Below are 23,434 nucleotides of genomic sequence, written 5' to 3' on the forward strand. Positions count from 1 at the left end.
GTGCATAATGTTTTATTTATGCAGCGATTCTGGTACCATAGCCCCGTAAGATTCTACAAGACACTTGAAGAGTTGGAGGACATGACCAATCCGCAAAACACTCAATATTTCGGACACGTTAACAATCCTTACCCTTTAGAAGTAAACTCTTATCATAGATTTTTAATCCCAAATTATCAAAATGAAGTTGAATCAGAAGATTTACAACTTTGGTTGGATGAAATTCAGGTCCCATGTGAATTTGGTATACTTGACGGAAAGCTTGTTAGAGTTACTTTTGTTTCTTTTGAAGAAATTCAGGGGCATTTTGAAATAAAAAATGAATTGGGTGAAACTCTATTCTACTCTAATTGTGTTAGATTCTTAGACAGTACTGATGATGAAGGAAGAAAGCATATCCGAATAGCAACCAAGCATAATTATAACCGAGGTCTATTCACCTTTTTAGGCGATAATCATGATTGGATGGTGACGAGCCTTCCGGGATATTGCTTTGGGCAATTTGATATTGATGAAGATGTGAAAAGTGCAAAAGCAGGGAAATTAAGTTCTACAGTTATTAATGATGCTTGGTTAGAAGAGAATGTTAAATACGAATTTGCAATCTATGGCGATAACAATATTCTTTCATTCATCACAGTTCATTCCACTAATAATGAATTCTATATTGATGGAACAAAACGCACTCGAAAAGAAAAACCAGAATACGAAGAATTTTCTCCGACTCTAACGATGAAATTTTCAAACCAGAAGGATGAGAAGGGAATGAATATTTTCTTGGATGAAGAAAAAATCTTTGAAGATGTTATGAAGCAAGTTTTAGGAAATGAATTAAAAACAATCATCTACACCTTTAAAGGTCTGGATGCAATAAAAGTATAACTATGATAATAACCCCGGAAATAGCGCAGGAATTAGGATTAACACCAATCCAAGTGGTTGAGCTTAATAAATTACTTGCATTTATAAATGTTAAATCAGTCAGTGAACTGACAGAAGTGTTGAATCCTGTAGATGGGAACATTCCTTTTGAAGCTGCTGACGGAACTCTATATAAAGTGCCTATTAATACATTTTATCAATTGATTGGAGGGTTAGCAAAACCAATATCTCCGAGTGATGCTACTCCTACGGTTATAGGATGGTATAAGCCCCGTGTTTATTCAGCTGATCCAGGAACGAATTACCCTAATTTGGATGATTTAAAAGCAGTTGAAGGATATGACACTTTATTTTATTTTGACGGCACGGATTGGATAGATATTGCTAACAGGTATGGAGTGAGGTCTATTAATGATATTGAAAAAACATCAACTGTTGGTCTGGTGGATACTTATAATATTACTTTTACAGACGGATCTACTCCTACTACTTTTGAGGTTACAAACGGAAAATCTATTACAGATTGGACAGCATCCAATTATGTAGAAAAGAGCACTGTTATTAAAAACGGTTCTATATATTATTTATCTGATGGACAAACAGCAACATCTTCTGATATTCCCGGAGTTAGTTCTAAATGGGTTTTAAAGATATCAGGTGCAGGAGTTTTAGATTTAGACAAAAACTTCCCTTTGAGTTCAGGATTTTACACACCTGATACGGCTCGATTGGCAGTGCCAGTTGCATTGAGAAGAGCAGGGCTAATAATTTACTATGCAACAGCAACTGATCATATTATAGAGAAATTTAATTCAAGTGTTTTGAGCCAATGGACGGTATCGACCCATTGGATTCGATATACAGATATAAATGATTTAAAGAAACATAATGTTAGCGGTTTTTTACTCCCTGATTCAGTTCTCACAAATTACAATGCGGATTCTATTATAAATCTTGGCAAAGTTAATTACGTGGAAAATTCAGATCAGTTATATATCAGTGTTTTAAAAAAAACACCGCCCGTTTTTCAAGTTTCCAATGACTCAGGAGTTTTAATTGGTAGTTATGCTGTTTCAACAGGAACAGGAACTGGTGTTAAAGAAATAGAAATTAAAAATGTAGGTTCAAACCCAGGAACTACAACACTATTTAAAGCTTTGGTGAATTGGGATTTGCTAAAGGAAAATGACAATTTACAGCAACAATTACATATTAACACAACGGTAAATTATCTCAATGATTTGCCTAAGCAGGTCGATTCTAAACTGCAAAATGTAATTGTAAAAGATAATTTTTATTTAAAATCAGAAAACTTCTTTGATAAAAATGATCCAAATATTCTACAAGAGAAATGGATTCCGTCGAATTCGACCACAGGAACCCCTGAGGTAACGACATTAGCCAGTATACTAACAGGATTTATCGGACCGTTTAAAACGGGCGATAAAGTTAATGCTACGATATTTGGAAATCCAGACAAACACCCGCCAGCTTGGATAGCGGTATTTGATGAGAATAAAAATATTATAACTAAATCATCTATATTATTATTAGGTTATGACGGTTATACAATGTTAGAGGGTGAGAAATATATACGTATTGCGCCTAGAAAAACAGATATTCCATTAACGGATGTACCTAATTTAATGGTTACAGCTAATCAAAGAATAACATCTCCTTATATTCCTTATGGCTACTCAAAATATTTAAATCCATTAAATACAATCGTTACGGGTGGTGTAAGATCAAATCAAACAGGTGTTGTGTTTGCCGATTCAATAGGGGAATTGTCAAACTGGACAAACATAGCAGGTAAATTATTAGGCTGTAATTTAATTAATTGTGCTATTGGAGGAACAAGAATGGCTCTACATCAAATAACTCCTAACGATTATGATGCATTTTCCGCCTATAATCTCGCCGAGGCTGTAGTGTCTGGAAACTGGAGCAGACAAGAAGCGGCAGCAATTGCGATTCGAGATAATACGGGCGATGACAATGTTTACATAGTTAACAGAATGAAAGCCATAAACTGGGCGCTAGTCGACTTTATTGTTTTAGCGTTCGGAACGAATGATCTAACGGGAGGGACTTGCCCAATTGGAACGAATGCCGATAATACGGGTACAACAATTAAAGGTGCAATGAACTTGTTTTTATCTAAGATTCAAACCGCTTTTCCAAAAATTGAAATACTTGTTATTACTCCCATATACAGAAATATTGAAGGTGTGAGTTCCGATACATATGCAAATGGTAGGACTCCACCCGTGACAATGAAAGGTATTATCGATGCTGAAGAAGAAATTGCTAAAATAAATCACATTGATGTTTTAACCATGTATGATAATTTAGGTATGAATGCTAAAACATTGACAACTTATACAGTTGATGGAACGCACTTATCTGATTTTGGCGCACAAAAATATGCTTTAAAAGTAGCAAATAAATTAGGATAGGTACTATGAACAACATAACTCTATACAGAACAGTTCACATATTGATAACTTATGATTAAGCAATTTATAATAAATAATCTTCTTGCAATCCATTCAAGCGGCGTGGGTGGTAAGATGTGGTCGTCTTTGCAATTGGCTCTGGTTCCAGCTGTTGGATTGACGATTTCCGAACGAATTACTGGATGGTATCTTGAGAGTTATGTTTTCATATTTATTTTGGGATTTGCTATTATAGCTGATTTGGTAGCGGGAGTTTGGAAGCATATGAAATTCAATACTTTTTCACCAAAGAAAATGATGATCGGTTTTAGTCAAAAAATAGGATTGGTGATTCTTGTGTATTTTCTTACGGAAGCGTTTATACAAATCATAGCAGATGCAGAACTTGATAGTATCTATTTTAAAGTAGCGTCTAAAATAATGATTTTCATATATCCGGCAGGGAATGCTTTGGTTAACATAGGAATAATAACAGATGGTAAATTCCCGCCTTTAGCATTTTTAAGAAAATTTGAAAAATTCAACAAAACATTAAATATTAATGATCTAAATCTAAAAAACAATGAAACAGATATTGATTCTAATTCTGCTGACTAGCTTATTGCTGGGTTGTAGGACAAAACATAAAATGGTCTCTTTCACAAAGGAAGGAAAGACTGAAGTTGAACGTGTAAAACTTGATTCTGTAAAAGAAATAATCCGAAAGGATGAAACTAAAAAAATTACAGATCAGGTCGTAAAAAAGAAGGTTGAAGATTTCTCTGGCGACATCATCATCAAAGGCAAGGCAGATTCTTTAACTCCATTGGTATATCATAATGTAGTTGGTAAAGATACATTACAAAGTATTTTGATAAAAGGAAATGCAGACTTCACCATTAGTAACCACTATAAAAAAGCCGAAGAAAAGACTGAAGGATGTAAGAAAGAAGAATCTACAAACTTTATTCAGGATCTCGCTAAAACCGCAGTTTCAAAAGAGACAATTAAAGATGTTGCATCCGCTGTAAGTACAAAAACCAATGATATCACTTCCACAGGCTTTCAAGCCGGAACATGGATAGTAATTACAATTGTTGTGACCTTTTTAATATTCATCTTTTTCGTCTATAAATATTTTAAGAAATGAAAACATCACAAAAAGGAATCAATCTGATTTTATCATTTGAAGGATTTAGTTCTAAGCCTTATCTGGATTCTGCGGGAATTCCTACAATTGGCTACGGAAATACCTATTATCCGGGCGGGAAAAAAGTAACCCTGAAAGATTCTTCAATCAGTAAAGAAAAAGGAGTAGAATTATTTTCATCTGTTTTACCGACGTATGAAAAAATAGTCAGCAATAAAATTAAAGTCGCTCTTACACAAAATCAATTTGATGCTCTTGTCTCGCATACTTACAACACAGGAGGATCTGATACTCTGTTTTCTTTGATCAATAAAAAAGCAAATTCAGAAACTATCAAAGATTGGTTTATCTCAAGATATATTACCGCCGGAGGAAAAACTTTAAACGGTTTAATCAGACGGAGAAAAGCTGAAGCAGAGTTGTTTTTTGCAAAATAACTTTGTTTAACAAAAAAATCCCCATCTAAGTAAGTGGGGACTTTTTTTTATTATTTTATCACGACGTAACCATTTACTGGAATGACTGAACTTAAAATAATGATATTGTCACCAACTTCAATATGGCAATCTGCATGTATTGCGACACCATTTTGAGTTTCTTTTGTATATAGCTGGATTAAAGGCTTGTCTTCATTAATATTAATCTTGATTTCAATCTTAAAATCTTCATCTGATTTTTTCCAATCTTTGTCTGTAAAGTGATGTGTCATAATTATTTAATTTTTAAGCTGCCAATATATAGATGTTTTTCAAAATATAATACCGTAAAAACACGGGAAATTAGATAATATTAATATTTATCTATTATCTTGGTATGAATTTTGAAATTAAGAAAAAACCATCCAATTTATATATTCAAATTTATAAGAGAGCTTCCAACATCAATCCGGAAGCTCTCTTTTTTTATACGTCAAGTTTTGACGTATTAGTCATTCATTTTTGCTGTGGATAAGTTGTGGATTTCTCTACAATTAAACTCCATAACTTTGCAAAATGGAAGATGGAAATTTAGAAATATTTAAATTAGATAGTGCTGGGTCTTTGATTTTGAAGCCTTTAAACGAAAGCTTGAAAGCTGGCGGTTATGGTTCGTTTCCCAGTGCAGCACTAGATTTTCCCGATGATAGCATAGATTTCCTGAAGCTTTTAGTTAAAGATCCTATCACAACATTTCCTGGAAGAATCTCCGGAGATTCATTAAAAGATATTGGAGTTTTGGATGGTGATTGGTGCTTGATTCAAAAAGGTATAGAAGCTAAACCGAATGATATTGTTGCTGCAATTATCGAAAATCAGTTCTTCATCAAAAGATTTAAGCCTAAATACGATGACAATAATAAACTGCAGGAATTGAAGTTGAACTCTGAAAATCCTGATTTCTCAAATTTCGACATAAACGATGAAACTGAATTCTTTCTATGGGGCGTGGTCACCTGGACATTTAGAAACTGGCGGAAATTATGATTGCTTTAATTGATGGTAATAATTTTTACGCATCGTGCGAACGAATATTTCGATATGAATGTCGGGACAAACCCGTTGTTGTTCTATCGAACAATGATGGTTGTGCTATTGCCAGATCAAACGAAGCAAAAGCTTTAGGTATAAAAATGGGTGAGCCCTATTTCAAAGTAAAACACTTTGAAAAATCAGATGGTCTTTTCGTTTTCTCTGCAAACTTTGTTTTGTACGGCGATATCAGCAATCGTGTCGTTCAAATTGTGAAGCGATATTGCAACGATATCGAAGTTTATTCAATTGATGAAAGTTTTCTTTTTTTAGATGGGTATTCCGACCAGGAAAACAGAATGCGAAACCTAAGACAAGATGTTTTAAAAGGTCTTGATCTTCCTACAAGTATTGGAATCGCTCCAACGAAAACTCTTGCGAAAGTTGCCAATAAAATCGCCAAAAAATATCCGGATAAAACAGGCTCTGTGTATACTCTTGATTCTGAAAAAAGAATTCAGGCAGCATTAAAGTGGTTTCCTCTTGAAGATATTTGGGGTATTGGCCGCAGATATTATGAGAGATTTCAAAAGTACGGAGCTAAAACAGCATATGATTTTACACAACTACCAGACGATTTTCTTCGTGACGAGATGGGTGTTTATGGTGTTAGAATGAAAAAGGAACTTTTGGGTGACCAGCAGTACGGAATGACTATTCAAGAGCCAAAGAAAAACATTGCTACTACTAGAACATTCGATAAAGGAAATGATAATTATGAATACGTTTGTGAAAGAGTTTCGACTTATGCTTCAGAATGTGCAAGAAAACTACGTGAACAGCGATCGTGTTGTAAGCATGTAACTGTATTTGTGACAACTGACAGATACAAAATGGATCAGGCGCAATATTCAAACTCGTTTACAATTACGCTTCCAAATCCATCAAATTCAGCAATTGAGATTTCAAAGTTTGCAAAAAAAGCTTTAGATAAAATATTTATTCAAGGTTTTAAATACCGAAAAGTAGGAGTAATTACCGGAACCTTCGTTCCTGATTCCGAAAGAATGACAAGTATGTTTGATGATGATCTTCATGAGCGTCATGCACCATTGATGCAAACAATGGATTTTCTTAATAAAAAATTAGGTACTCAAAAAGTGAAATTGGCTTCTATGGATATTCAGAAAACATGGAAGATGGATCAGAAACACCTCTCTCCAAAATACACTACATCATTTTCTGAATCAATTGTTTTAAAAGCATAAATAGATATAGCATAAAATTTGTAGATTAGTTTCAAACTATAAGTATGTGCTATAATTATAACTCCAAAGGTGTAAATCTCAAGAAAGCACTTCAGGACTTCAATGCTGAAGATTCCGGACAGGAATATACACTTCGGGATAATGTAAACGCATTCGTAAAACAAACTACACCAGCAATTCCTGCAATAGTAAATCATAACGGAATTATTCTAATAAATACTTATTGGGGAACTCAAGAAAATCCGAATGCTCCAACGAAAGGTAAAAACTTACAATCTGAAAACACTCACACTTTTTACAGAAAGATAGAAAAAAATAGGTGCCTAATTCCTGCATCATCTTATTACGAACATAAAACTGTTTTAGTTCCCGGAAAGAAAACGCCGATTAAGGTAAAGCACGAAATGTTTTGGAAAGATAAAGCTCAGTTTTACATTGCTGGTTTTTATGATATTTGGAGTGATGGAAATTTAGGATTTGGATTAGTAACCACGTTGCCAAATCCAACTCAGGCTGAAATCCACAATAGAATGATTATTACTTTGGATGAAAAAATGGGAAGAGAATTCCTCGATCAAAAACCAATTGAAGAATTTCAATTTCCAGCTTATTCTCCAAATTTAGAATTTGTAAACTTAGAACCGGAGAAAATCCCACAAACACTTTTTTGATATGAGCATACAAGATACAGAACAAGTGATAATGAATATCACCATGGATATGGCTGAAGATTCAGAAGGAGTTTACAATGATGTGATGGAACTAATTCGTGAAGAAGCGATTGAAAAAAAAATTGAATATGATGGTTATTATCGTATTAAATGGGAAGAAGAAGCTGAAAACATAATGACCTTCAATAAAGAATATTTTGAAAATAAAGATCGCAGAGATTTATATGTTTTCAAGGCTGCTTTAGATGATAAAGAAATCTTTCAATTATTGCATTATATCTGGAATTTAGCAAAAGGAGAAGATCTTAATGAAAATATATTGCATCGTGAAATATATGCTTTAGAAGAAAAAGGAGTCAGTTTTTGACTCCTTAATTTTTTGGCAACATAATCATTCTCGCATTGGGTCCCATTCTGATTGCAATTTTCTTTTCATCCACCATTCGATTTATAAATGAGTTTCTATCTTCGATTGACATTTTTAGAATATGGTCAAAGTCGCCAAAACCATTTCCATTATTTCCGCCAGTTTCATTATGCTTCAGGGTTACTATCTCTAATATCTGCCTTTCTAACTCTTCAATTTCCATTTTGCAAATATATAGAAAGTCTCATTTTTCTAATGTAATAAAAAATAATTATCTGCATTACGGAAACCCGTAAGGTGGATAATTTATTGCGCAATATCTTTACAGTACTAAAATCAAAGCAATGAAAACAATAAACTTTAAACTATCCTCGGGAATTGAAATTGAGCTGTCAAATAAGGATATGGAGGAATTAAAACCTTTAATTGATAGTGCTCTTGCAAACTTAGATGTAAATCTTTATGAAAGATTAAAAAAATCAGAATCAAAAATTATCACTGAAACTTTAGAGAAAATGAATGATCTGGAATTGATTGAATTTGCCAGAATTCACGATGCTCAAACAGTGATGAATATGCTGCATTTAGATTCATTTTCAAAAAAAATTTACAGCGAACTATTTAAACGTGCAGGAATAGGTTTTAAACAAGTTTCTCACTTGAGTTTCAAACAAAGAAATTATCTTAAAGAATTAGGTTTAAAATCAAAAAACGACAATCCATTATAATGAAGGATGTATTAAAAAGTAAAATGATTGATTTCGGGATTAAATTCAACGAAATCAATCATATGACAAACATAACTTTCTTAGATAAAGGCGCTGAAAGTGTAATTTATGAAATTGATGGAACGAATTTAATTCTAAAATATTCAAACAATGTAGATGAATTTAACGCCTATAAAAAATTGTTAGAAATCAGGGAAGAGTTACTTGAAGGTATTTTTGAAATTCCAATTTTAGTAGACGAAAATGATGGTAAGTATTATTTTATTTTTCAAAAAATTGATAATATTGATAAGGATTTAAAAACATTATTTAGGACCATTGAATATTTTTTAGAAGAAATAAATGTTGAGAATATGATTTCTTTAGAATCTAAAAAAGTAGAATTAATAAGATACTTGAATTTGAGAGGGTTTTCAAACTATGAAGTATTTTTACAATTTTTAGTTCAAGCAAATCGATTACTGAAAAAATATAATTTCTCTGATGTACATAATGATAATATTATGATAGATGATGAAGGTAAATTTAAAATCATAGATATTCAATATCAATAAGAAAGCCCTGAATTAACAGGGCTATTTCTTTAAATACAAATATCAATGTTTTTATTTTGTTCAACTAAATGTTCTTCGTGATCAACTGCATATATTTTTGTTGTTCTTTCACTAGTGTGACCTGCCAATTCTTTAGCTTTTGTAATTCCATATATTTTAGCCACTAAGTTTAAATAGGAGTATTTAAGACCATATCCGGTAATATTTAACCCTGCAGCTTTCAGGTACTTTGTACACAAATCATAAATACTCTTCACTTTTACAGGTTCATCGCTTGGCATTTGATTGTAGCTAAATAGATATTGGCCGGGTTGCGCCCTCTCATAAATAGCTTTCCAAAATTTGAAAGTATTCAAGTTTATTGGTCGCATAGCTCTTGTATGTTTACCGCCTTTTAAAAGATGGATCCAGAAAATACTTTTTTCCAGCTCTACATCTTCTTTTTTAATTTTAATCATTTCTTCGAATCGGCTTCCTGAATAAAGAAAAATGTAAAGAAACATGTACGCATTATAGTTCATGTGCTGAATTGAGTGGAATTTATTCCAATCATCATCTGTTCGAATAATTTCTTTTTTCGCTGATTCATGAGGTAATTTTGAAATTCCTCTTACAAAATTGATTTGGAAAATATCAAGTTCAGTAAAGAAAGTAAAGCACGCCGATAGGTGGGATTTAGTTTTATTTATCCTGTAATTACTATGCTTATCTTTTTTCATGTAAATTAAAATCTGCTTAACATCACCTTTTGTAATGTCCTTGAGCTTTTTGGTGTGTAATCGTAATTTTGTCGCGTACTTAGTGATATGCTTCATGGAATTTTCCATGTCGGTTCTCGTAGTGTCAACACAATCTTTTCCTGCTATACAAGCGTTACAGGCTGTTAAAAAAAGAGTTGAAGGATTAACTAAGTCTAAGCCGGAATCATTATCATATTCCTTTGTTTTAGGATTATAACCTTTTTCCAGAATAAACTGTTCCTCAAGAATTAAGCGTTTTGTTTCATTAACACGATCAGCATGATCTTTAATGTGATTCATTCCTTTGAATGATGTTGAGTATTCGGCGCCATTCTTATCTGTGAAGATATAACGGACAATCCAATCTTTTGAAATTGATTTTTTTGAAGTCTCCCAATTTATGGGATAAACTTTCATTTGAGAATAAGATTTCATTTGCACGGTTTTTTGCACGATTGAAATCTAACGAGATGAAAACAGATTTTTAAAAATCCTCGGAAATCCTTTGTGGAAGTGGATTTCCGAGGTTTGTTGTACCCAGGACCGGGATCGAACCGGTACTCCTAAGAACTGGTGTTTGAGACCAGCGCGTCTACCAATTCCGCCACCTGGGCTTGATGTTTACTTCAAACGTTACTGTTTGTTTCAAATTGGTGTGCAAATATAAAAACTTTTTTTCAATGTTCAAAGGCTTTTATTGAACTTTCTTTAAAAATTTATTTCTAAACCATCATACGCAAGGTGTATTCCTTTGGGAAGTAACTTATCCTCAATGTCATGCAGCCCAAAATGGTGACTGATGTGGGTGAGGAATAATTTTTTAGGTTTTAATTCATCATATAATTTAATAGCATCTGCTAATACGAAATGAGCAGGGTGAGGATCAAATTTTCGAATACAGTTTAGAATAAGGACGTCTAAATCTCTTAACTTTTCTTTTTCCAAATCAGAAATAAAGTTGGCATCGGTGATATAGGCGAGCTTTTTAAACTTGTAACCTAAGATGGAAATTTTATAATGTGTTACTTCTATTGGAGTGATTTCTGTATCTAAAACAGTGAATTTTTTGTGATTGATTTCGTGTAAATCAAAAGCGGGTGCTCCTGGATAACGAATGTCTGCAAAAGCATAAGGAAATCGGTTTTTCACTTCCTGTCCGACTCTTGAAAGACAATAAATAGTCATATTTTTACCGCTTTTAAAAATTAGCGGACGCATATCATCCAAACCGATCACATGGTCATTATGCTCGTGGGTAAGAAGCGTAATGTCGATGTGGTTTTCTTTGTTGATAAGCATTTGCTGACGAAAATCGGGTCCGCAGTCGATCAGTATTTTCCTGTTTTCATCGGTGGTAATCATCGCTGAAGCCCGAAAACGAGTATCTTTTGGATTTTGAGAAGTACATACCTCACAAGTGCAGCCGATAACGGGGACACCTTGTGAAGTTCCGGTTCCTAAAAATTTCAACTTCATTTTGTTTTGAGGTTGGTTTAATTTTGGTAAATTTACGAAAAATTTAATGTCCTAATGTATCAGAAACTAACTCCTAAACAAAAAGCATTAACAATTAATCTAGATCCTACTATTTATGGTACTTTCGCAGAAATTGGAGCAGGGCAGGAAACTGTACGACATTTTTTTAGAGCAGGGGGGGCTTCCGGTACAATTGCTAAGGCAATGTCGGCTTACGACAAAGATTTTAGTGATGCCATCTACGGAAAAGAAGTAAAAAACAGGTATGTTACGCAAAACAGACTTAGAAAAATGCTTCGCTATGAAGTGTCACTGATTGAAGAAAGAATTTCCAGAGACAGTAATCCCGGAAGAAAATACTTTTCTTATGCAAATACGGTAACGACCATCAATTTCGATAAAACTGTAAAAGGTCACGGTTGGGTCGGAATTCGTTTTCAGGTGAAAGAAAACGAAGATTACAACGAGATTGTAATTCACGTAAAATTCAAAGAAAACGATGCTACTTTGCAACAGGAAACACTTGGGAATCTTGGTGTAAATCTTATTTACGGGGCATATAATTATTATGATAACCCAAGAAGGTTGATAGAATCTCTTTATGATGAGGTTTCTACAGACAATCTTGAGATCGATATGATAGATTTCAGCGGTCCGGCTTTTGCTTATGTTGACAACAGATTGATGTCTTTGCAACTGGTGAAAAATAATATGACTGATGCTGTGATCTTCAATTCTCAAGGAAACAACATGCTTCCTGCGGATATTCTATATAAGAAAAACATTTTTGCGGTAAGAGGAAGTTTCAGACCGGTTACGAAAGTAAATATTGATATGTTGCGAAACGGAATGGATATGTTCCTGAAAGACGCAATCTGTACACAGGAAGAAACCGAGATTCTTATCGAAATTACCATTTCAAACCTGCGTGCAGACGGAGATATTGATGAGAGAGATTTTCTTGATAGGGTAGATGTTCTGGGTAAATTAGGCTATACAGTTATTATTTCAAATTTCTCAGAATATTATAGATTGATTGATTATTTCTCCCATTATACCAATGGTGATATTGGCGTAACGATGGGCGTAAATAATATGTTGATGGTATTTGACGAGAAATATTATAAAGATCTTTCAGGTGGTATTTTGGAAGCTTTTGGTAAGTTTTTCAGAAACGGAATGAGAGTGTATTTGTATCCTTACAAAGATCCTGAAACTCATGAATTGTTGGATTCCTCAAACTTAAAAGTAGAAGAAAACCTAAAAGAGTTGTACAAATATTTCAAACACAATAATCGTATTGTAGATATTACCAACTACAATCCTGAGTTTTTGGAAATATATTCAAGAGAAATACTAAGAAAAATTGCTTGTAATATCGGCGGTTGGGAAAACCAGGTTCCGGAAGGTGTTGCAGAAATGATAAAAGAAAGAGGGATGTTCGGGTTTAAAAACGAGCTTTCTTTAAAACAATTTTCATAAAAAATATTACAATGTCTGAAATAAAAAAAAGACTTTCGTCTATTCTTGAAAGTCCAAAACATAATACTGATGAGAAGCTTGAGAAAGTTTGTCATTTATTAGACCAGGAAATATCTTATTTCAACTGGACCGGTTTTTACTTTAAAAACGGTGATAAAGACGAACTGAAATTAGGTCCTTACGTAGGAGCTGAAACCGATCATATCATTATTCCTTACGGAAAAGGTATTTGCGGGCAGGTGGCTGTTTCCAACGAAACATTTATTGTTCCCGATGTACATTTACAGGATAATTATTTGAGCTGTTCGATTGATACAAAAGCTGAAATTGTAGTTCCTATTTTTAAAAATGGAGAAAATATTGGTCAGATTGACATCGATTCTCATACGATCGATCCTTTTACAAAAGAAGATTTAGAATTATTGGAATGGCTTTGTAATGAAGTTTCAAAGATTTTGTAATCTTATCTAAATATAAAATATAAGCTCCGATTTTTTTTAAGTCGGAGTTTTTTTATTTAAAACTTCGTCAATATAATTTAAAACAAAAAGTTTGTCATTCCGTAGGAATCTCGATATAGAAAATTACTGCAACTTAGATTCCTACAGAATGACAAACTCTTATTTTATTTAATCATTAAATTCAGCAATCAGTTCTTTAAAATAATTTTCACACTTTGCAATGTGTGTTCCGTACCACGAAAAAGCTTCACCATCTACAATCATAATCTTTTTATGAGGATAAATCTTTTTTAGTTCGGCAATATGTTTTTCTTTAAAAGGAAAAGGTTCCGAAGATAGCATGATGACATCGGCTTTCGCTAAATCTTCAGTCTTGATTATTGGATAGCGGGTTTGATTTTTAAATATATTTTCAAAACCAATTTCATTTAAAATATGATTTATAAATGTATCTGATCCCACCGTCATATAAGGATTATTCCAAATAAGGTAGGCAACTTTTACTTTTGTGTTTATGTTGGTTTGATTAAAGATTTCGTAGATTTTTAGATTGAAAGCCTGTGCTCGTTCTTCTTTATTAAAAAGCAATCCCAAATTTTTCAACAAGTAATAATTATCTTCAATCGTTTCCGTATTGTAAACAATTACTTTGAAATCTTTCATCAAAATTTCAACCTGTTCTTTGACGTTTTCTTCTTTGTTGGCTAAAATTAAATCTGGTTTAAGGCTTTTAATCTTCTCAATATTAAGATTTTTTGTGCCGCCGATAATTTCTATATTTTTTACTTTTTCTGAAGGGTGAATGCAGAATTTTGTTCTTCCGACAATTTCGTTTTCTGTTAAACCTAAATCAAATAAAGCTTCTGTAATCGAAGGAACGAGAGAAATTACTTTCATATGTAGATTTTATTGCGTTTTAAAAGTCATATGCAATCGCACTATTTTCACTATAATTTGGAAACCCAAACATGGCGATTTCATACAATTTTTAGACTTTGCCTAAAATTACAAAAGTTTTCCTGTTAAGAAAAGGCCGGCAACAGAGAAGTAAATAATTAATCCGGTAACATCGACCAAAGTTGCTACAAATGGAGCAGAAGATGTAGCGGGGTCTAGCTTTAATTTTTTAAGAATAAATGGAACCATAGAACCTGAAAGTGTTCCCCATAAAACGATCATCACTAAAGAAAATCCGACACTTAAGCCAATGTATGCCCAATGAATTCCGTAATCAAAAAATCCTGCTTTATGCCAGATCATAATTCTCAGAAATCCGATAATTCCTAAAATTCCACCTAAAAATAATCCGGTGAAAATTTCTTTTTTCATCACGTACCACCAGTCTTTTAAACCGATTTCCTGTAATGCCATCGCACGAATAATCAAAGTTGCGGCTTGTGAACCTGAATTTCCTCCACTTGAAATAATTAACGGTACAAATAATGCCAAAACAACGGCTTTCTGAATTTCATCTTCAAAAAATCCCATCGCAGAAGCGGTCAACATTTCAGAGAAAAATAAAATAATAAGCCACATTCCTCTTTTTTTGATCATTTCCATCAAAGAGGTTTGCGTATAAGGTAAATCTAAAGCTTCAAGTCCCCCGAATTTTTGAATATCTTCGGTATTTTGTGATTCAATTTGATCTAAAATATCATCAATCGTTACAATTCCAACCAAAACTCCGGCTTCGGTAATAATGGGAAGCGCTGTTCTGTCATATTTTTCAAAATAAGTAACGGCATCTTCTTTGGAAGTTGTTGTTTTAATAGCAACAAACTGATTATCTGTTAATTCTGAAACTAAAGTGTCTTCTTCCACCAACAATAAACTTCCTAAAGCTAAATCGTCAATAAGATGATTTCTTTCATCCACAACATACAGATGATTGATGGTTTCTACTTTTTTTCCGACTTTTTTGATCTGCTGAAGACATCTTTTTACCGTCCATTCTTTTCGGATCTGAATGTAATAAGGAGTCATCAGACGCGCAATAGAATCAGAATTGTAGCCAAGAAGTTTCAGGGCAATTCTTCTTTCCTGCGGATTAAGATGATTGATAGAATATTTTATCAGCTCATCCGGAAAATCCTCAAACAGAGCTGTTCTGTCATCGGGAGTCATCGCATTAAGAATGTCTGAAACGTCATCACTTCCAATGCTTCGGATAGTTTCTTCCTGGAAATCAGGATCTAAGTGCGAAAAAACATCGGCTTTGTATTCTTTCGGAACCTTCAGGAAAGCGAGTAGCCTTTCATCAGCGGGAAGTTCACTGAGTCTTTCGGCAATATCGGCGGGGTTAAAAGTAAGTTCGTGTGTAGAATTCAAAACCTGAAATTTTTGATATGCAAAAATAACTCAAATTTTTAGAATAGGAGAATGATGAACCAAATTTAAGGTTTATTTAAAGTTTAAAAACCAGCTTCTGCAGAAGGTTTTATCTTTCTTAATTCTTTAAGGATATTTTTCATGGCACCGTTGGTTCCTATTTTTATTGAATTTTCTGTGGAACCCAAAAGGCGCATGTTTTTTCGGTAAGTGTCATACTCTGAAGAGGTAACGAGATTTCCTTCTGCATCAAACAGTTTCATGCTTACGACAACCTGATTAGAGAAAACGTATTTTCCTAATCCTACTTTAAAATATTTTACTTTAGGAACAATGACAAAGTCGGCATCATTGTTTTTACTGTATTCGGTAATGGTTTTAGAATCGATGCTGTCAAAAGAAACCTGAATTTCAGATCTCAGCATTTTGTTTTTGCGAAAAGCGCTGATATTATCCGAAACTGCACTAAAGAATGCATGATTGGTTGGTTCTTTTATTTCTTCAATATCGGGTTCAACTTCAGGATTGAAGTATAAAACTTTCTTTATTTTATCATGAGATGAGGTTTTTTGTGCTTTCACAGAAGAAACACTGATGATAAATACAGAAGAAATAAGCGTATAAAATAAAATTTTTTTCATCTTTTTGTCGGCTGTAAAATTACTGTCTTTTAACGGGATGGCATAATTTATTTAAGAATTTGTTAACATATTTTTCTATCAATTTTAATACATGGAATCAATAATGTCTCCAAACTATGGTAGATTGCTTAAATTATTATTAAAAAATGCTGATACTGTATTATTTAGAAAAATTACATGCTTCAATATTATTTTATTTCTGAATTTAAATTACTGTTTTGGTGATTAAAAAAATAGTCGTACTTTTGCAGCCGTTACATAATAATCATTAAACAATATTGGAATGTACTTAACAACAGAAAAAAAAGCAGAAATTTTCGCAAAACATGGAAAATCTGCACAAGACACAGGAACTGCTGAAGGGCAAGTAGCTCTTTTCACGTTCAGAATTAACCACTTATCTCAGCACTTGAAGGCAAATCGTCACGATTTCAATACTGAAAGATCTTTGGTGAAATTAGTAGGTAAGAGAAAAAGCTTATTAGATTATCTTAAGAAGAAAGATATCACAAGATATAGAGCAATTATTGCTGAACTTGGTTTAAGAAAATAATCTATCCGATTTCCAAAATAAAGAAGCAACTTCGAAAGAGGTTGCTTTTTTTTATTGCTGTTTTTTGGAATTCTGAAAAATTGAACATTAAAATTTACAGATCTTTAAAGAAATCGTTTAAATTTGCTCGTTTTTAAAATTAAACTACAGATTTGAAATATTTTTATCTCTTTTTCTTTCTTTTGACGTCAGCTTTTTACAATTCTCAGGAAATGGATAGTGTTCGAAGATCAAATTTGCAAGGTTCTGTAAGTATGCAGTTTGGAAAATTTTTAGGAACCAATGATTATCTAAAAGAACTTAAGCATAGAGAATTTATCGGAGCTTCTGCAGAACTTACCGTGCAAACCGATGGAAGTCAGGAGTGGCACAAAAGATTTGGAAGACCTTATTACGGTGGAGGGATTGTCGCTTTTGATTTCTTGAAAAACAGTGATATGGGAAGACCTTTCGCTATTTACGGAACTTTCGGTGGAGCCATCAAAGAAACACTCACACATTCCTGGAATTACAACACAAGCGGTGGTTTTGCTTTCAACTGGACGCCTTTTGATCAGGAAAAAGGGTATCTTAATCAAACTTTCGGATCTTCAGTAAGTGTTTACATTAGCTTTGGAGCCAATTATAAATATTATCTTTCCAAACATTTAGATCTAGGATTGGGTTTAAATTTTACCCACTTTTCAAATGGTGCCTTGAAACTTCCCAATAAAGGAATGAATACATTCAATTCACAGCTTTCTCTCACGTATCATTTTGATGAAAGGCAATTTGCTCCGAAAGATACTTTGTCGGTATTTGATAAATATTCTACGTTGGATGTGAATGTTTTTGGAGGCGTAAGACATTCTATTTTTTATGGAAAAGATGAAGGTTTTAGTTATGATGATGTTGATTTGATAGATAAATTTAAAGGAAGGTATTATGAGAATTGGGGAATAGAAACGGTGTATCACAGACAGGTTACTTATAAATCATCTTTGGGCTTGGGGATTGGTCTTATGTATGACGAAGATTACAATCACAAGTTTTATCAGGATGAAAACGGAATAATCCAAAGTACAAAAAGATTTCAACGGGATCAGCTTTTATTAAATATATTCCCTTCTTACCGACTTTCGATTTCAAAATTTGCGATTCAGATTCAGCCGGGATTCTATATATTTAAAAAAGAAATTGACCGACGTTATGATAAAACTATTTTCTATCAGAGAGTTGGTTTCCAATATACAGTCGGGAAAAATCTGTTGATAGGAATCGGTTTGAGATCATTTAAATTTCATAAAGCAGATTATATAGAATGGAGACTCGGTTACAGGATTTTTAATAAGAAAAATCCGTAATTAATATGAATGGAATGCCTGAAATTGAGCGTCAAGAAGTTTCGACATTCTATTTAAAACAAAAACACTAAATTTGCATCACATTTTAGACGAAAATATCAATAATTAAAGTGCTCAATACGGAGCGCAACACAAAACAATTTATGAGTATACCTCAAGCAATTACAGAGTTGATTACTCTTGCAGACGGCAGAGAAATCACATTAGAAACAGGGAAACTGGCAAAACAAGCTGACGGATCTGTAGTAGTAAAAATGGGCGGAACAATGCTTTTAGCAACCGTAGTAGCAAGTAAAGAAGCTAAAGACGGTGTAGATTTCTTACCATTAACAGTAGATTACAGAGAAAAATTCTACGCTGGTGGAAAAATCCCCGGAAACTTTTTCAGAAGAGAAGCCAGACCTTCAGATCAGGAAATCCTGACGATGCGTTTGGTAGACAGAGTTTTGAGACCATTATTCCCGGAAGATTTCCACGCAGAAGTTCAGGTGATGATCTCATTGATTTCTTATGACGGAGAATCTATTCCTGACGATTTAGCGGGTCTTGCAGCATCTGCAGCAATCGCTATCACAGATATTCCTTTCAACGGACCAATGTCTGAAGTAAGAGTAGTAAGAATTAACGGTGAACTTTCTGTAAACCCTAAATTTGAAGATCTTAAAATTGCTGACCTTGATATCATGGTGGGAGCAACTAAAGATTCTATCGTAATGGTAGAAGGAGAGATGAAAGAAATCTCTGAAGCAGAAATGCTTGAAGCTATCCAGTTCGCTCACGTTGAAATCAAAAAACAAGTTGAAGCTCAGGAAAGATTAGCTGAAAAAGTAGGCAAATCATTACCAAAAAGAGAATACAGCCACGAAAATCACGATGAAGCAATTCGCGAGAAAGTGTGGAAAGAAACTTACGATAAAGTATATGAAGTAGCAAAAACTCCTTCAGGAAAAGAAGAAAGAGGTGAGAAATTCAAAGCTGTTTTAGCTGAATTCTTAGCTCAATATGTAGAAGATGCTGAAGAACTGGAAAGAGTAACTCCTTTCGCAAAAGTATACTACCACGATGTAGAAAAAGAAGCGATGCGTCAGATGATTATCAATGACAAAATCCGTCTTGATGGTCGTGATCCTGAAACAATTCGCCCGATCTGGAGCGAAATTGACTATTTACCGGGAGCTCACGGTTCTGCAATCTTTACTAGAGGTGAAACTCAGTCTTTAACAGCTGTAACTTTAGGTTCAGTAAAAGATGCGAACATGGTAGACAGCGTAATGGTAAATTATGACGAAAGATTCTTCTTACATTATAACTTCCCTCCATTCTCAACTGGTGAAGCTCGTCCTTTAAGAGGAACTTCAAGAAGAGAAGTGGGTCATGGAAACTTAGCTCAAAGAGCTTTGGCAAATATGATCCCTGAAGAAAATCCTTATACTATCCGTATCGTTTCTGATATTTTAGAATCAAACGGTTCGTCTTCTATGGCGACAGTTTGTGCAGGAACATTGGCTTTGATGGATGCAGGTATTCAAATTACAAAACCGGTTTCCGGGATTGCAATGGGATTGGTAACTGACGTAAAAACCGGAAAATTCACAGTGCTTTCTGATATCTTAGGAGACGAAGATCACTTAGGTGATATGGACTTTAAAGTAACAGGAACTGCAGACGGAATCACCGCTTGTCAGATGGATATCAAAATCCAGGGACTTTCTATGGATATTATGGAGAAAGCGCTTCTACAGGCTAGAAACGGAAGACTTCATATTCTTGATAAATTAAATGAAACTATTTCTGCACCAAGAGAAGATGTGAAACCTCACGCGCCGAAAATGGTAATGATGGAAATCTCTAAAGATTTCATCGGTGCTGTAATCGGACCTGGTGGAAAAATCATTCAGCAAATGCAGAAGGATACGGATACGGTTATCGCAATTGAAGAAGTTGGTGAGATCGGAAGAATCGAAATTTCTGGTGTTAGCAGAGAAAAGATCAACGATGCGATTGCAAGAATCAACGAGATTACTTTTGTACCTGTTGTAGGTGAAGTTTACCAAGGTAAAGTAGTGAAAGTAATGGATTTCGGAGCTTTCGTAGCGATTGCAAAAGGAACTGAAGGATTACTTCACATTTCTGAAATCGAATGGGCTCGTCTTGATAAAGTTCCTTACAAAGAAGGTGACGAAGTTGAGGTGAAATTTATGGGGTATGATGACCGTAAGAAAATGAAACTTTCTAGAAAAGTTTTATTGCCAAGACCACCAAGACCTGAGCAAAAACCAAGAGAAGAAGGACAAGGAAGACCAGAAGGACAAAACAGACCTGAAAGACCTGCGAGACCGGAAAGTAAAGTAAATCCGGAAGGAAGAGACCAGCCGGGAGAGCACAAGCCTTTGAACGAAGCTTAATAAAAGTCCTTAAGGGACGATTTAATACAGCATAGGATGTAAATTCTATGATCATAAAAGTAAACCACCGAAATTTTCGGTGGTTTTTTTATGTACAAAGTTTTAATAGTTATTTTCACGTTAAGAATTGAAAACACGATTTGAAAAGACTGAAAGCAAATGTTTATGATTTTCAATTTGCTGATATTGTAAACCGTGAAGGATTAAAGACTAATAAAAGAATGATGTATTGCCGTTTTTAAAAGCATTAAAATAGATTGAATTTCAAATAATTATATGCTAGAGAGGTGAAGTTACAATCTTTTGTTGTATATTTGCATTTAATTAATAAGAAGGTTTCTATCTTTGCTTTAGCGGTAATAGTTTAGAATATTCATTTTTCCTCTCAGTTTTCACTTTCTTAATGTCTTAAATGGATCTTTATTCCGATAATATTTTCTTAAGACAATCTGAATCATCATTACTGAAAAACAATTAAGATACCTTTTTTACTTCAGAGAAGAAGTATTATTGGTTATTGGGGTTATATAATACATCCCAAAAAAAGTCAGTTTAAACAAATAAATTTTATACAATATATGGCGGATTCTTTCTCTAAAAAAGAAAATTTCAAGAAAAAAGTTCAAAAAGCAAAGGAAAAAGCTCAAAAAAGAGAAGAGCGTAAAACCAGCAACAACAAAGGTAAAGGTCTAGACGACATGATCATGTACGTGGATGCCAATGGGCAGTTGACTTCTACACCACCGGATAACAGCAACGTTGAAGATTTTGATATCAACAACATTCAGCTGGGTGCAGCTCCTATCGAAGCTGAAGAATTGATTAAGACAGGAATTGTAACATTTTTCAGTGAAAAAGGTTACGGTTTTATTACAGAAGACGGTTCGAAAGAAAATGTTTTCTTCCACAGTAACAACTGTATGGAACCTATCAAAAAAGGAAACAAAGTATCTTTTGAAAAAGAGAAATCTCCAAAAGGTTTTGTTGCAGTAGAAATCAGAATGGTTAAATAATTATTCGATTTTTGGTACTGAAACCCAATAGATCATATCATATAAAAGGCTCCAATAGGAGCCTTTTTGTTTTTAGTTAGTGATAGATTTTTATTCCGAAATTTGTAAATATTTTTCTGTGATGCAAGAGTTGAAGTTTGCATCCCAAGAATGTAATTTTGCAACGTAAGAATATAGTTTTACAATGCAAGAATATGATTTTTCAACGTAAAAATTTAAGTTCACAATGCAAGAATGTAATTCTGCATCGTGCCAATTTGAAATAACATCGCAAAAAAATAAAGTTACATAACAAGAATGTAACTTTACATTGCAAGAATATTGAGTTACTATGCTTCAACATTCTTTTGAACACAAAAAATATTATTTTCTATTCGTAAATTCTATTGCTGAAACGTTTGTATACTCAGGAGATGTTGCACCGTAGAGGCTTTTCACATATTTTTTGATGTTCTGGGCGATGGTGTACAATCCCGCACCCTCTGCATACAAAATTTTATCTCTTTCTATCAATTTGGTATTGAGCTCGGCTTCTGTCTGGTCGACAGCCTGGGTACTACTCATTAATGATGCATGATAGTTGGTGAGGTTGTTTAATTTTAAATCTTCTTCATTCGGTGTGTAGCCCGGAATGGTTGCCAATAACTGGAGAAGAATCCCGAAATTCTCAGCCTGTTGGGTGAAAGACTGGCGGGAAGTGGAAGCTGTTTTGGAAGCTTTTTTACCTTCTTCGGGTGGAGTGGTGGTTTTCTTTGAGCTGCCCTGAATTGCACGGTTCATTGATCTTGCCTGATCTAATGTACCTTGTGGCAATCCTAAAATTTCGAGCAGATTAACGATTTTGGTACATGTTGATTTTAGATTTTCGAAAGCGGTCTGACGGATGATGACTGCGTTTTTGTTGGCGTTTCGTTTATCTTCCGCCTCAGCTAATTTTGCAGTAGCTGTGGTGTACAATGCCTGAAGGTTTGCTACTGTAATGTTTTCTACCGGAGGATTGTAGAGGCTGTAGGTGGTAACTTGCTGTGTGATTTTTTGAAGGTTCGCTACATTTTTAGCGTGCCCAACTTCTGAAGTACTTGACATAATATTTGTGTTTTTAAATTTGTAATTCAAATATAAATATTATTTTGAATAGAATTGATTTTGAAGTGAAATATTTTGATAATCAGGATATTATGTTAAATAGGGTAATGGACAACCCTGGCGTCGAGGCTAGGGTTTTTATATTGGAAGCACGGATTGCAAATCCGCGCTATCGGGCTTCGGGATAAGAGATTCTGATCATAGTTTCTAAATTATTAAACGCAAAGATTTTATCTTTAAATTTTCTATTTTAGAAAGCAAAAGCTAATAATTTGCTTTGCAAAGCTTGAGCAAAAGCATGATAAAATCAACTTATTGATTTTTCTTTGCTTACTTTATTACAAAAGAATAAAATTCACCTCCGAATTAAATATATAATGGACTAAAAGTTAAGTGAAGC

At 33.8% G+C, this 23,434-nt stretch carries 25 protein-coding genes and 1 tRNA gene; 17 read left to right on the top strand and 9 right to left on the bottom strand.

The annotated features are described in order from the left end of the window. Nucleotides 1–18 precede the first annotated feature (18 nt). From EG358_RS07300 to EG358_RS07320, 5 genes are read left to right on the top strand one after another with little or no spacing between them, the layout of a single operon-like run. A complete protein-coding gene (locus tag EG358_RS07300) occupies nucleotides 19–882 on the top strand; it encodes a hypothetical protein (RefSeq protein ID WP_076562330.1) in 864 nt (287 codons plus the stop codon). Between the two features lie 2 nt (nucleotides 883–884). Beyond that, nucleotides 885–3,341, top strand: a complete 2,457-nt coding sequence (locus EG358_RS07305) for an SGNH/GDSL hydrolase family protein (protein ID WP_076562329.1) — start codon at nucleotides 885–887, stop codon at nucleotides 3,339–3,341. Nucleotides 3,342–3,392: 51 nt separating this feature from the next. Continuing rightward, nucleotides 3,393–3,938 carry a hypothetical protein gene (locus tag EG358_RS07310; RefSeq protein ID WP_076562328.1) on the top strand — a complete coding sequence of 182 codons (546 nt, stop codon included), beginning with the start codon at nucleotides 3,393–3,395 and terminating at the stop codon, nucleotides 3,936–3,938. 31 nt (nucleotides 3,939–3,969) lie between these two features. Then, a complete protein-coding gene (locus EG358_RS07315; RefSeq protein ID WP_076562327.1) occupies nucleotides 3,970–4,470 on the top strand; it encodes a hypothetical protein in 501 nt (166 codons plus the stop codon). Beyond that, the gene (locus EG358_RS07320; RefSeq protein WP_076562326.1) at nucleotides 4,467–4,907 is read left to right on the top strand and encodes a lysozyme; all 441 of its coding nucleotides are present in this window, start codon (nucleotides 4,467–4,469) and stop codon (nucleotides 4,905–4,907) included. The genes EG358_RS07315 and EG358_RS07320 overlap by 4 nt, the downstream gene beginning before the upstream one ends. 50 nt (nucleotides 4,908–4,957) lie before the next feature. Here EG358_RS07320 and EG358_RS07325 read toward each other — a convergent pair whose 3' ends face one another. Then, entirely contained in the window at nucleotides 4,958–5,179 is a 222-nt protein-coding gene (locus EG358_RS07325; protein WP_076562325.1) for a hypothetical protein, read from the bottom strand. A 283-nt stretch (nucleotides 5,180–5,462) separates the two neighbouring features. Between EG358_RS07325 and EG358_RS07330 the strand changes: the two genes are divergently transcribed. From EG358_RS07330 to EG358_RS07345, 4 genes are read left to right on the top strand one after another with little or no spacing between them, the layout of a single operon-like run. Beyond that, on the top strand, nucleotides 5,463–5,933 hold the full coding sequence (locus EG358_RS07330; RefSeq protein WP_076562324.1) for a LexA family protein: 471 nt from the start codon (nucleotides 5,463–5,465) through the stop codon (nucleotides 5,931–5,933). Beyond that, nucleotides 5,930–7,186 (top strand): Y-family DNA polymerase, encoded by a 1,257-nt coding sequence (locus EG358_RS07335; protein WP_076562323.1) that lies wholly within the window; start codon nucleotides 5,930–5,932, stop codon nucleotides 7,184–7,186. The genes EG358_RS07330 and EG358_RS07335 overlap by 4 nt, the downstream gene beginning before the upstream one ends. Before the next feature lie 44 nt (nucleotides 7,187–7,230). Beyond that, nucleotides 7,231–7,857: an SOS response-associated peptidase family protein gene (locus EG358_RS07340; protein ID WP_076562322.1), complete on the top strand. Its 627-nt coding sequence runs from the start codon at nucleotides 7,231–7,233 to the stop codon at nucleotides 7,855–7,857. A gap of 1 nt (nucleotide 7,858) precedes the next feature. Further along, nucleotides 7,859–8,224 (top strand): hypothetical protein, encoded by a 366-nt coding sequence (locus tag EG358_RS07345; RefSeq protein WP_076562321.1) that lies wholly within the window; start codon nucleotides 7,859–7,861, stop codon nucleotides 8,222–8,224. Between the two features lie 4 nt (nucleotides 8,225–8,228). Here EG358_RS07345 and EG358_RS07350 read toward each other — a convergent pair whose 3' ends face one another. Then, nucleotides 8,229–8,447, bottom strand: coding sequence for a hypothetical protein (locus EG358_RS07350; RefSeq protein ID WP_076562320.1), 219 nt, complete (start codon nucleotides 8,445–8,447; stop codon nucleotides 8,229–8,231). Between the two features lie 121 nt (nucleotides 8,448–8,568). On the opposite strand from EG358_RS07350, the gene EG358_RS07355 reads away from it, so the two are divergent. Both EG358_RS07355 and EG358_RS07360 read left to right on the top strand, forming a co-directional pair. Beyond that, nucleotides 8,569–8,952, top strand: a complete 384-nt coding sequence (locus tag EG358_RS07355; RefSeq protein ID WP_076562319.1) for a hypothetical protein — start codon at nucleotides 8,569–8,571, stop codon at nucleotides 8,950–8,952. Then, complete coding sequence (locus tag EG358_RS07360) at nucleotides 8,952–9,506, top strand: hypothetical protein (RefSeq protein WP_076562318.1); 555 nt, start codon at nucleotides 8,952–8,954, stop codon at nucleotides 9,504–9,506. Before EG358_RS07355 ends, EG358_RS07360 begins: the two co-directional genes overlap by 1 nt. A gap of 29 nt (nucleotides 9,507–9,535) precedes the next feature. Here the strand turns inward: EG358_RS07360 and EG358_RS07365 are convergent, their stop codons facing one another. The 3 genes from EG358_RS07365 to EG358_RS07375 form a co-directional block, all read right to left on the bottom strand. Then, nucleotides 9,536–10,681: a tyrosine-type recombinase/integrase gene (locus EG358_RS07365; RefSeq protein WP_123890043.1), complete on the bottom strand. Its 1,146-nt coding sequence runs from the start codon at nucleotides 10,679–10,681 to the stop codon at nucleotides 9,536–9,538. A gap of 99 nt (nucleotides 10,682–10,780) precedes the next feature. After that, a tRNA-Leu gene (locus tag EG358_RS07370) sits at nucleotides 10,781–10,860 on the bottom strand. A 94-nt stretch (nucleotides 10,861–10,954) separates the two neighbouring features. Next, nucleotides 10,955–11,722, bottom strand: coding sequence for an MBL fold metallo-hydrolase (locus EG358_RS07375; protein WP_076562316.1), 768 nt, complete (start codon nucleotides 11,720–11,722; stop codon nucleotides 10,955–10,957). Nucleotides 11,723–11,776: 54 nt separating this feature from the next. Between EG358_RS07375 and EG358_RS07380 the strand changes: the two genes are divergently transcribed. Both EG358_RS07380 and EG358_RS07385 read left to right on the top strand, forming a co-directional pair. Continuing rightward, nucleotides 11,777–13,204, top strand: coding sequence for a nicotinate-nucleotide adenylyltransferase (locus tag EG358_RS07380; RefSeq protein ID WP_076562315.1), 1,428 nt, complete (start codon nucleotides 11,777–11,779; stop codon nucleotides 13,202–13,204). 11 nt (nucleotides 13,205–13,215) lie between these two features. After that, the gene (locus tag EG358_RS07385) at nucleotides 13,216–13,665 is read left to right on the top strand and encodes a GAF domain-containing protein (RefSeq protein WP_076562314.1); all 450 of its coding nucleotides are present in this window, start codon (nucleotides 13,216–13,218) and stop codon (nucleotides 13,663–13,665) included. A 168-nt stretch (nucleotides 13,666–13,833) separates the two neighbouring features. On the opposite strand, the gene EG358_RS07390 is transcribed toward EG358_RS07385, so the two are convergent. From EG358_RS07390 to EG358_RS07400, 3 genes are all read right to left on the bottom strand, one after another. Continuing rightward, nucleotides 13,834–14,562, bottom strand: a complete 729-nt coding sequence (locus tag EG358_RS07390; RefSeq protein ID WP_076562313.1) for an ABC transporter substrate-binding protein — start codon at nucleotides 14,560–14,562, stop codon at nucleotides 13,834–13,836. 108 nt (nucleotides 14,563–14,670) lie between these two features. Continuing rightward, nucleotides 14,671–15,993 (bottom strand): magnesium transporter, encoded by a 1,323-nt coding sequence (gene mgtE, locus EG358_RS07395; protein WP_076562312.1) that lies wholly within the window; start codon nucleotides 15,991–15,993, stop codon nucleotides 14,671–14,673. Between the two features lie 83 nt (nucleotides 15,994–16,076). Then, nucleotides 16,077–16,634, bottom strand: coding sequence for a pyruvate decarboxylase (locus tag EG358_RS07400; RefSeq protein WP_076562311.1), 558 nt, complete (start codon nucleotides 16,632–16,634; stop codon nucleotides 16,077–16,079). A 283-nt stretch (nucleotides 16,635–16,917) separates the two neighbouring features. Between EG358_RS07400 and rpsO the strand changes: the two genes are divergently transcribed. The 4 genes from rpsO to EG358_RS07420 all read left to right on the top strand — a co-directional run bounded on the left by rpsO (nucleotide 16,918) and on the right by EG358_RS07420 (nucleotide 21,948). Next, nucleotides 16,918–17,187 carry a 30S ribosomal protein S15 gene (gene rpsO / locus EG358_RS07405; protein WP_027386233.1) on the top strand — a complete coding sequence of 90 codons (270 nt, stop codon included), beginning with the start codon at nucleotides 16,918–16,920 and terminating at the stop codon, nucleotides 17,185–17,187. A 212-nt stretch (nucleotides 17,188–17,399) separates the two neighbouring features. Further along, complete coding sequence (locus tag EG358_RS07410; protein WP_123890045.1) at nucleotides 17,400–18,530, top strand: acyloxyacyl hydrolase; 1,131 nt, start codon at nucleotides 17,400–17,402, stop codon at nucleotides 18,528–18,530. Nucleotides 18,531–18,673: 143 nt separating this feature from the next. Beyond that, nucleotides 18,674–20,935: a polyribonucleotide nucleotidyltransferase gene (locus EG358_RS07415; protein ID WP_076562309.1), complete on the top strand. Its 2,262-nt coding sequence runs from the start codon at nucleotides 18,674–18,676 to the stop codon at nucleotides 20,933–20,935. A 578-nt stretch (nucleotides 20,936–21,513) separates the two neighbouring features. Beyond that, nucleotides 21,514–21,948, top strand: a complete 435-nt coding sequence (locus EG358_RS07420) for a cold-shock protein (protein ID WP_076562308.1) — start codon at nucleotides 21,514–21,516, stop codon at nucleotides 21,946–21,948. 363 nt (nucleotides 21,949–22,311) lie between these two features. On the opposite strand, the gene EG358_RS07425 is transcribed toward EG358_RS07420, so the two are convergent. After that, on the bottom strand, nucleotides 22,312–23,034 hold the full coding sequence (locus EG358_RS07425) for a hypothetical protein (protein WP_076562307.1): 723 nt from the start codon (nucleotides 23,032–23,034) through the stop codon (nucleotides 22,312–22,314). Nucleotides 23,035–23,434: the final 400 nt, after the last annotated feature.

Origin of the sequence: Chryseobacterium indoltheticum, assembly GCF_003815915.1 — a bacterium.
GTDB lineage: Bacteria > Bacteroidota > Bacteroidia > Flavobacteriales > Weeksellaceae > Chryseobacterium > Chryseobacterium indoltheticum.

Bases quoted from the DNA above. Each gene is read 5' to 3' on its own strand.
- EG358_RS07340 (WP_076562322.1), top strand. From the start codon at position 7,231: ATGTGCTATAATTATAACTCCAAAGGTGTAAATCTCAAGAAAGCACTT.
- EG358_RS07415 (WP_076562309.1), top strand. From the start codon at position 18,674: ATGAGTATACCTCAAGCAATTACAGAGTTGATTACTCTTGCAGACGGC.
- EG358_RS07365 (WP_123890043.1), bottom strand. From the start codon at position 10,681: ATGAAATCTTATTCTCAAATGAAAGTTTATCCCATAAATTGGGAGACT.
- EG358_RS07305 (WP_076562329.1), top strand. From the start codon at position 885: ATGATAATAACCCCGGAAATAGCGCAGGAATTAGGATTAACACCAATC.
- EG358_RS07345 (WP_076562321.1), top strand. From the start codon at position 7,859: ATGAGCATACAAGATACAGAACAAGTGATAATGAATATCACCATGGAT.
- EG358_RS07385 (WP_076562314.1), top strand. From the start codon at position 13,216: ATGTCTGAAATAAAAAAAAGACTTTCGTCTATTCTTGAAAGTCCAAAA.
- EG358_RS07315 (WP_076562327.1), top strand. From the start codon at position 3,970: ATGGTCTCTTTCACAAAGGAAGGAAAGACTGAAGTTGAACGTGTAAAA.
- EG358_RS07420 (WP_076562308.1), top strand. From the start codon at position 21,514: ATGGCGGATTCTTTCTCTAAAAAAGAAAATTTCAAGAAAAAAGTTCAA.
- EG358_RS07375 (WP_076562316.1), bottom strand. From the start codon at position 11,722: ATGAAGTTGAAATTTTTAGGAACCGGAACTTCACAAGGTGTCCCCGTT.
- EG358_RS07355 (WP_076562319.1), top strand. From the start codon at position 8,569: ATGAAAACAATAAACTTTAAACTATCCTCGGGAATTGAAATTGAGCTG.
- EG358_RS07310 (WP_076562328.1), top strand. From the start codon at position 3,393: ATGATTAAGCAATTTATAATAAATAATCTTCTTGCAATCCATTCAAGC.
- EG358_RS07390 (WP_076562313.1), bottom strand. From the start codon at position 14,562: ATGAAAGTAATTTCTCTCGTTCCTTCGATTACAGAAGCTTTATTTGAT.
- EG358_RS07400 (WP_076562311.1), bottom strand. From the start codon at position 16,634: ATGAAAAAAATTTTATTTTATACGCTTATTTCTTCTGTATTTATCATC.
- EG358_RS07300 (WP_076562330.1), top strand. From the start codon at position 19: ATGCAGCGATTCTGGTACCATAGCCCCGTAAGATTCTACAAGACACTT.
- EG358_RS07360 (WP_076562318.1), top strand. From the start codon at position 8,952: ATGAAGGATGTATTAAAAAGTAAAATGATTGATTTCGGGATTAAATTC.
- EG358_RS07350 (WP_076562320.1), bottom strand. From the start codon at position 8,447: ATGGAAATTGAAGAGTTAGAAAGGCAGATATTAGAGATAGTAACCCTG.
- EG358_RS07330 (WP_076562324.1), top strand. From the start codon at position 5,463: ATGGAAGATGGAAATTTAGAAATATTTAAATTAGATAGTGCTGGGTCT.
- EG358_RS07320 (WP_076562326.1), top strand. From the start codon at position 4,467: ATGAAAACATCACAAAAAGGAATCAATCTGATTTTATCATTTGAAGGA.
- EG358_RS07425 (WP_076562307.1), bottom strand. From the start codon at position 23,034: ATGTCAAGTACTTCAGAAGTTGGGCACGCTAAAAATGTAGCGAACCTT.
- EG358_RS07410 (WP_123890045.1), top strand. From the start codon at position 17,400: ATGGATAGTGTTCGAAGATCAAATTTGCAAGGTTCTGTAAGTATGCAG.
- EG358_RS07335 (WP_076562323.1), top strand. From the start codon at position 5,930: ATGATTGCTTTAATTGATGGTAATAATTTTTACGCATCGTGCGAACGA.
- EG358_RS07325 (WP_076562325.1), bottom strand. From the start codon at position 5,179: ATGACACATCACTTTACAGACAAAGATTGGAAAAAATCAGATGAAGAT.
- EG358_RS07380 (WP_076562315.1), top strand. From the start codon at position 11,777: ATGTATCAGAAACTAACTCCTAAACAAAAAGCATTAACAATTAATCTA.
- rpsO (WP_027386233.1), top strand. From the start codon at position 16,918: ATGTACTTAACAACAGAAAAAAAAGCAGAAATTTTCGCAAAACATGGA.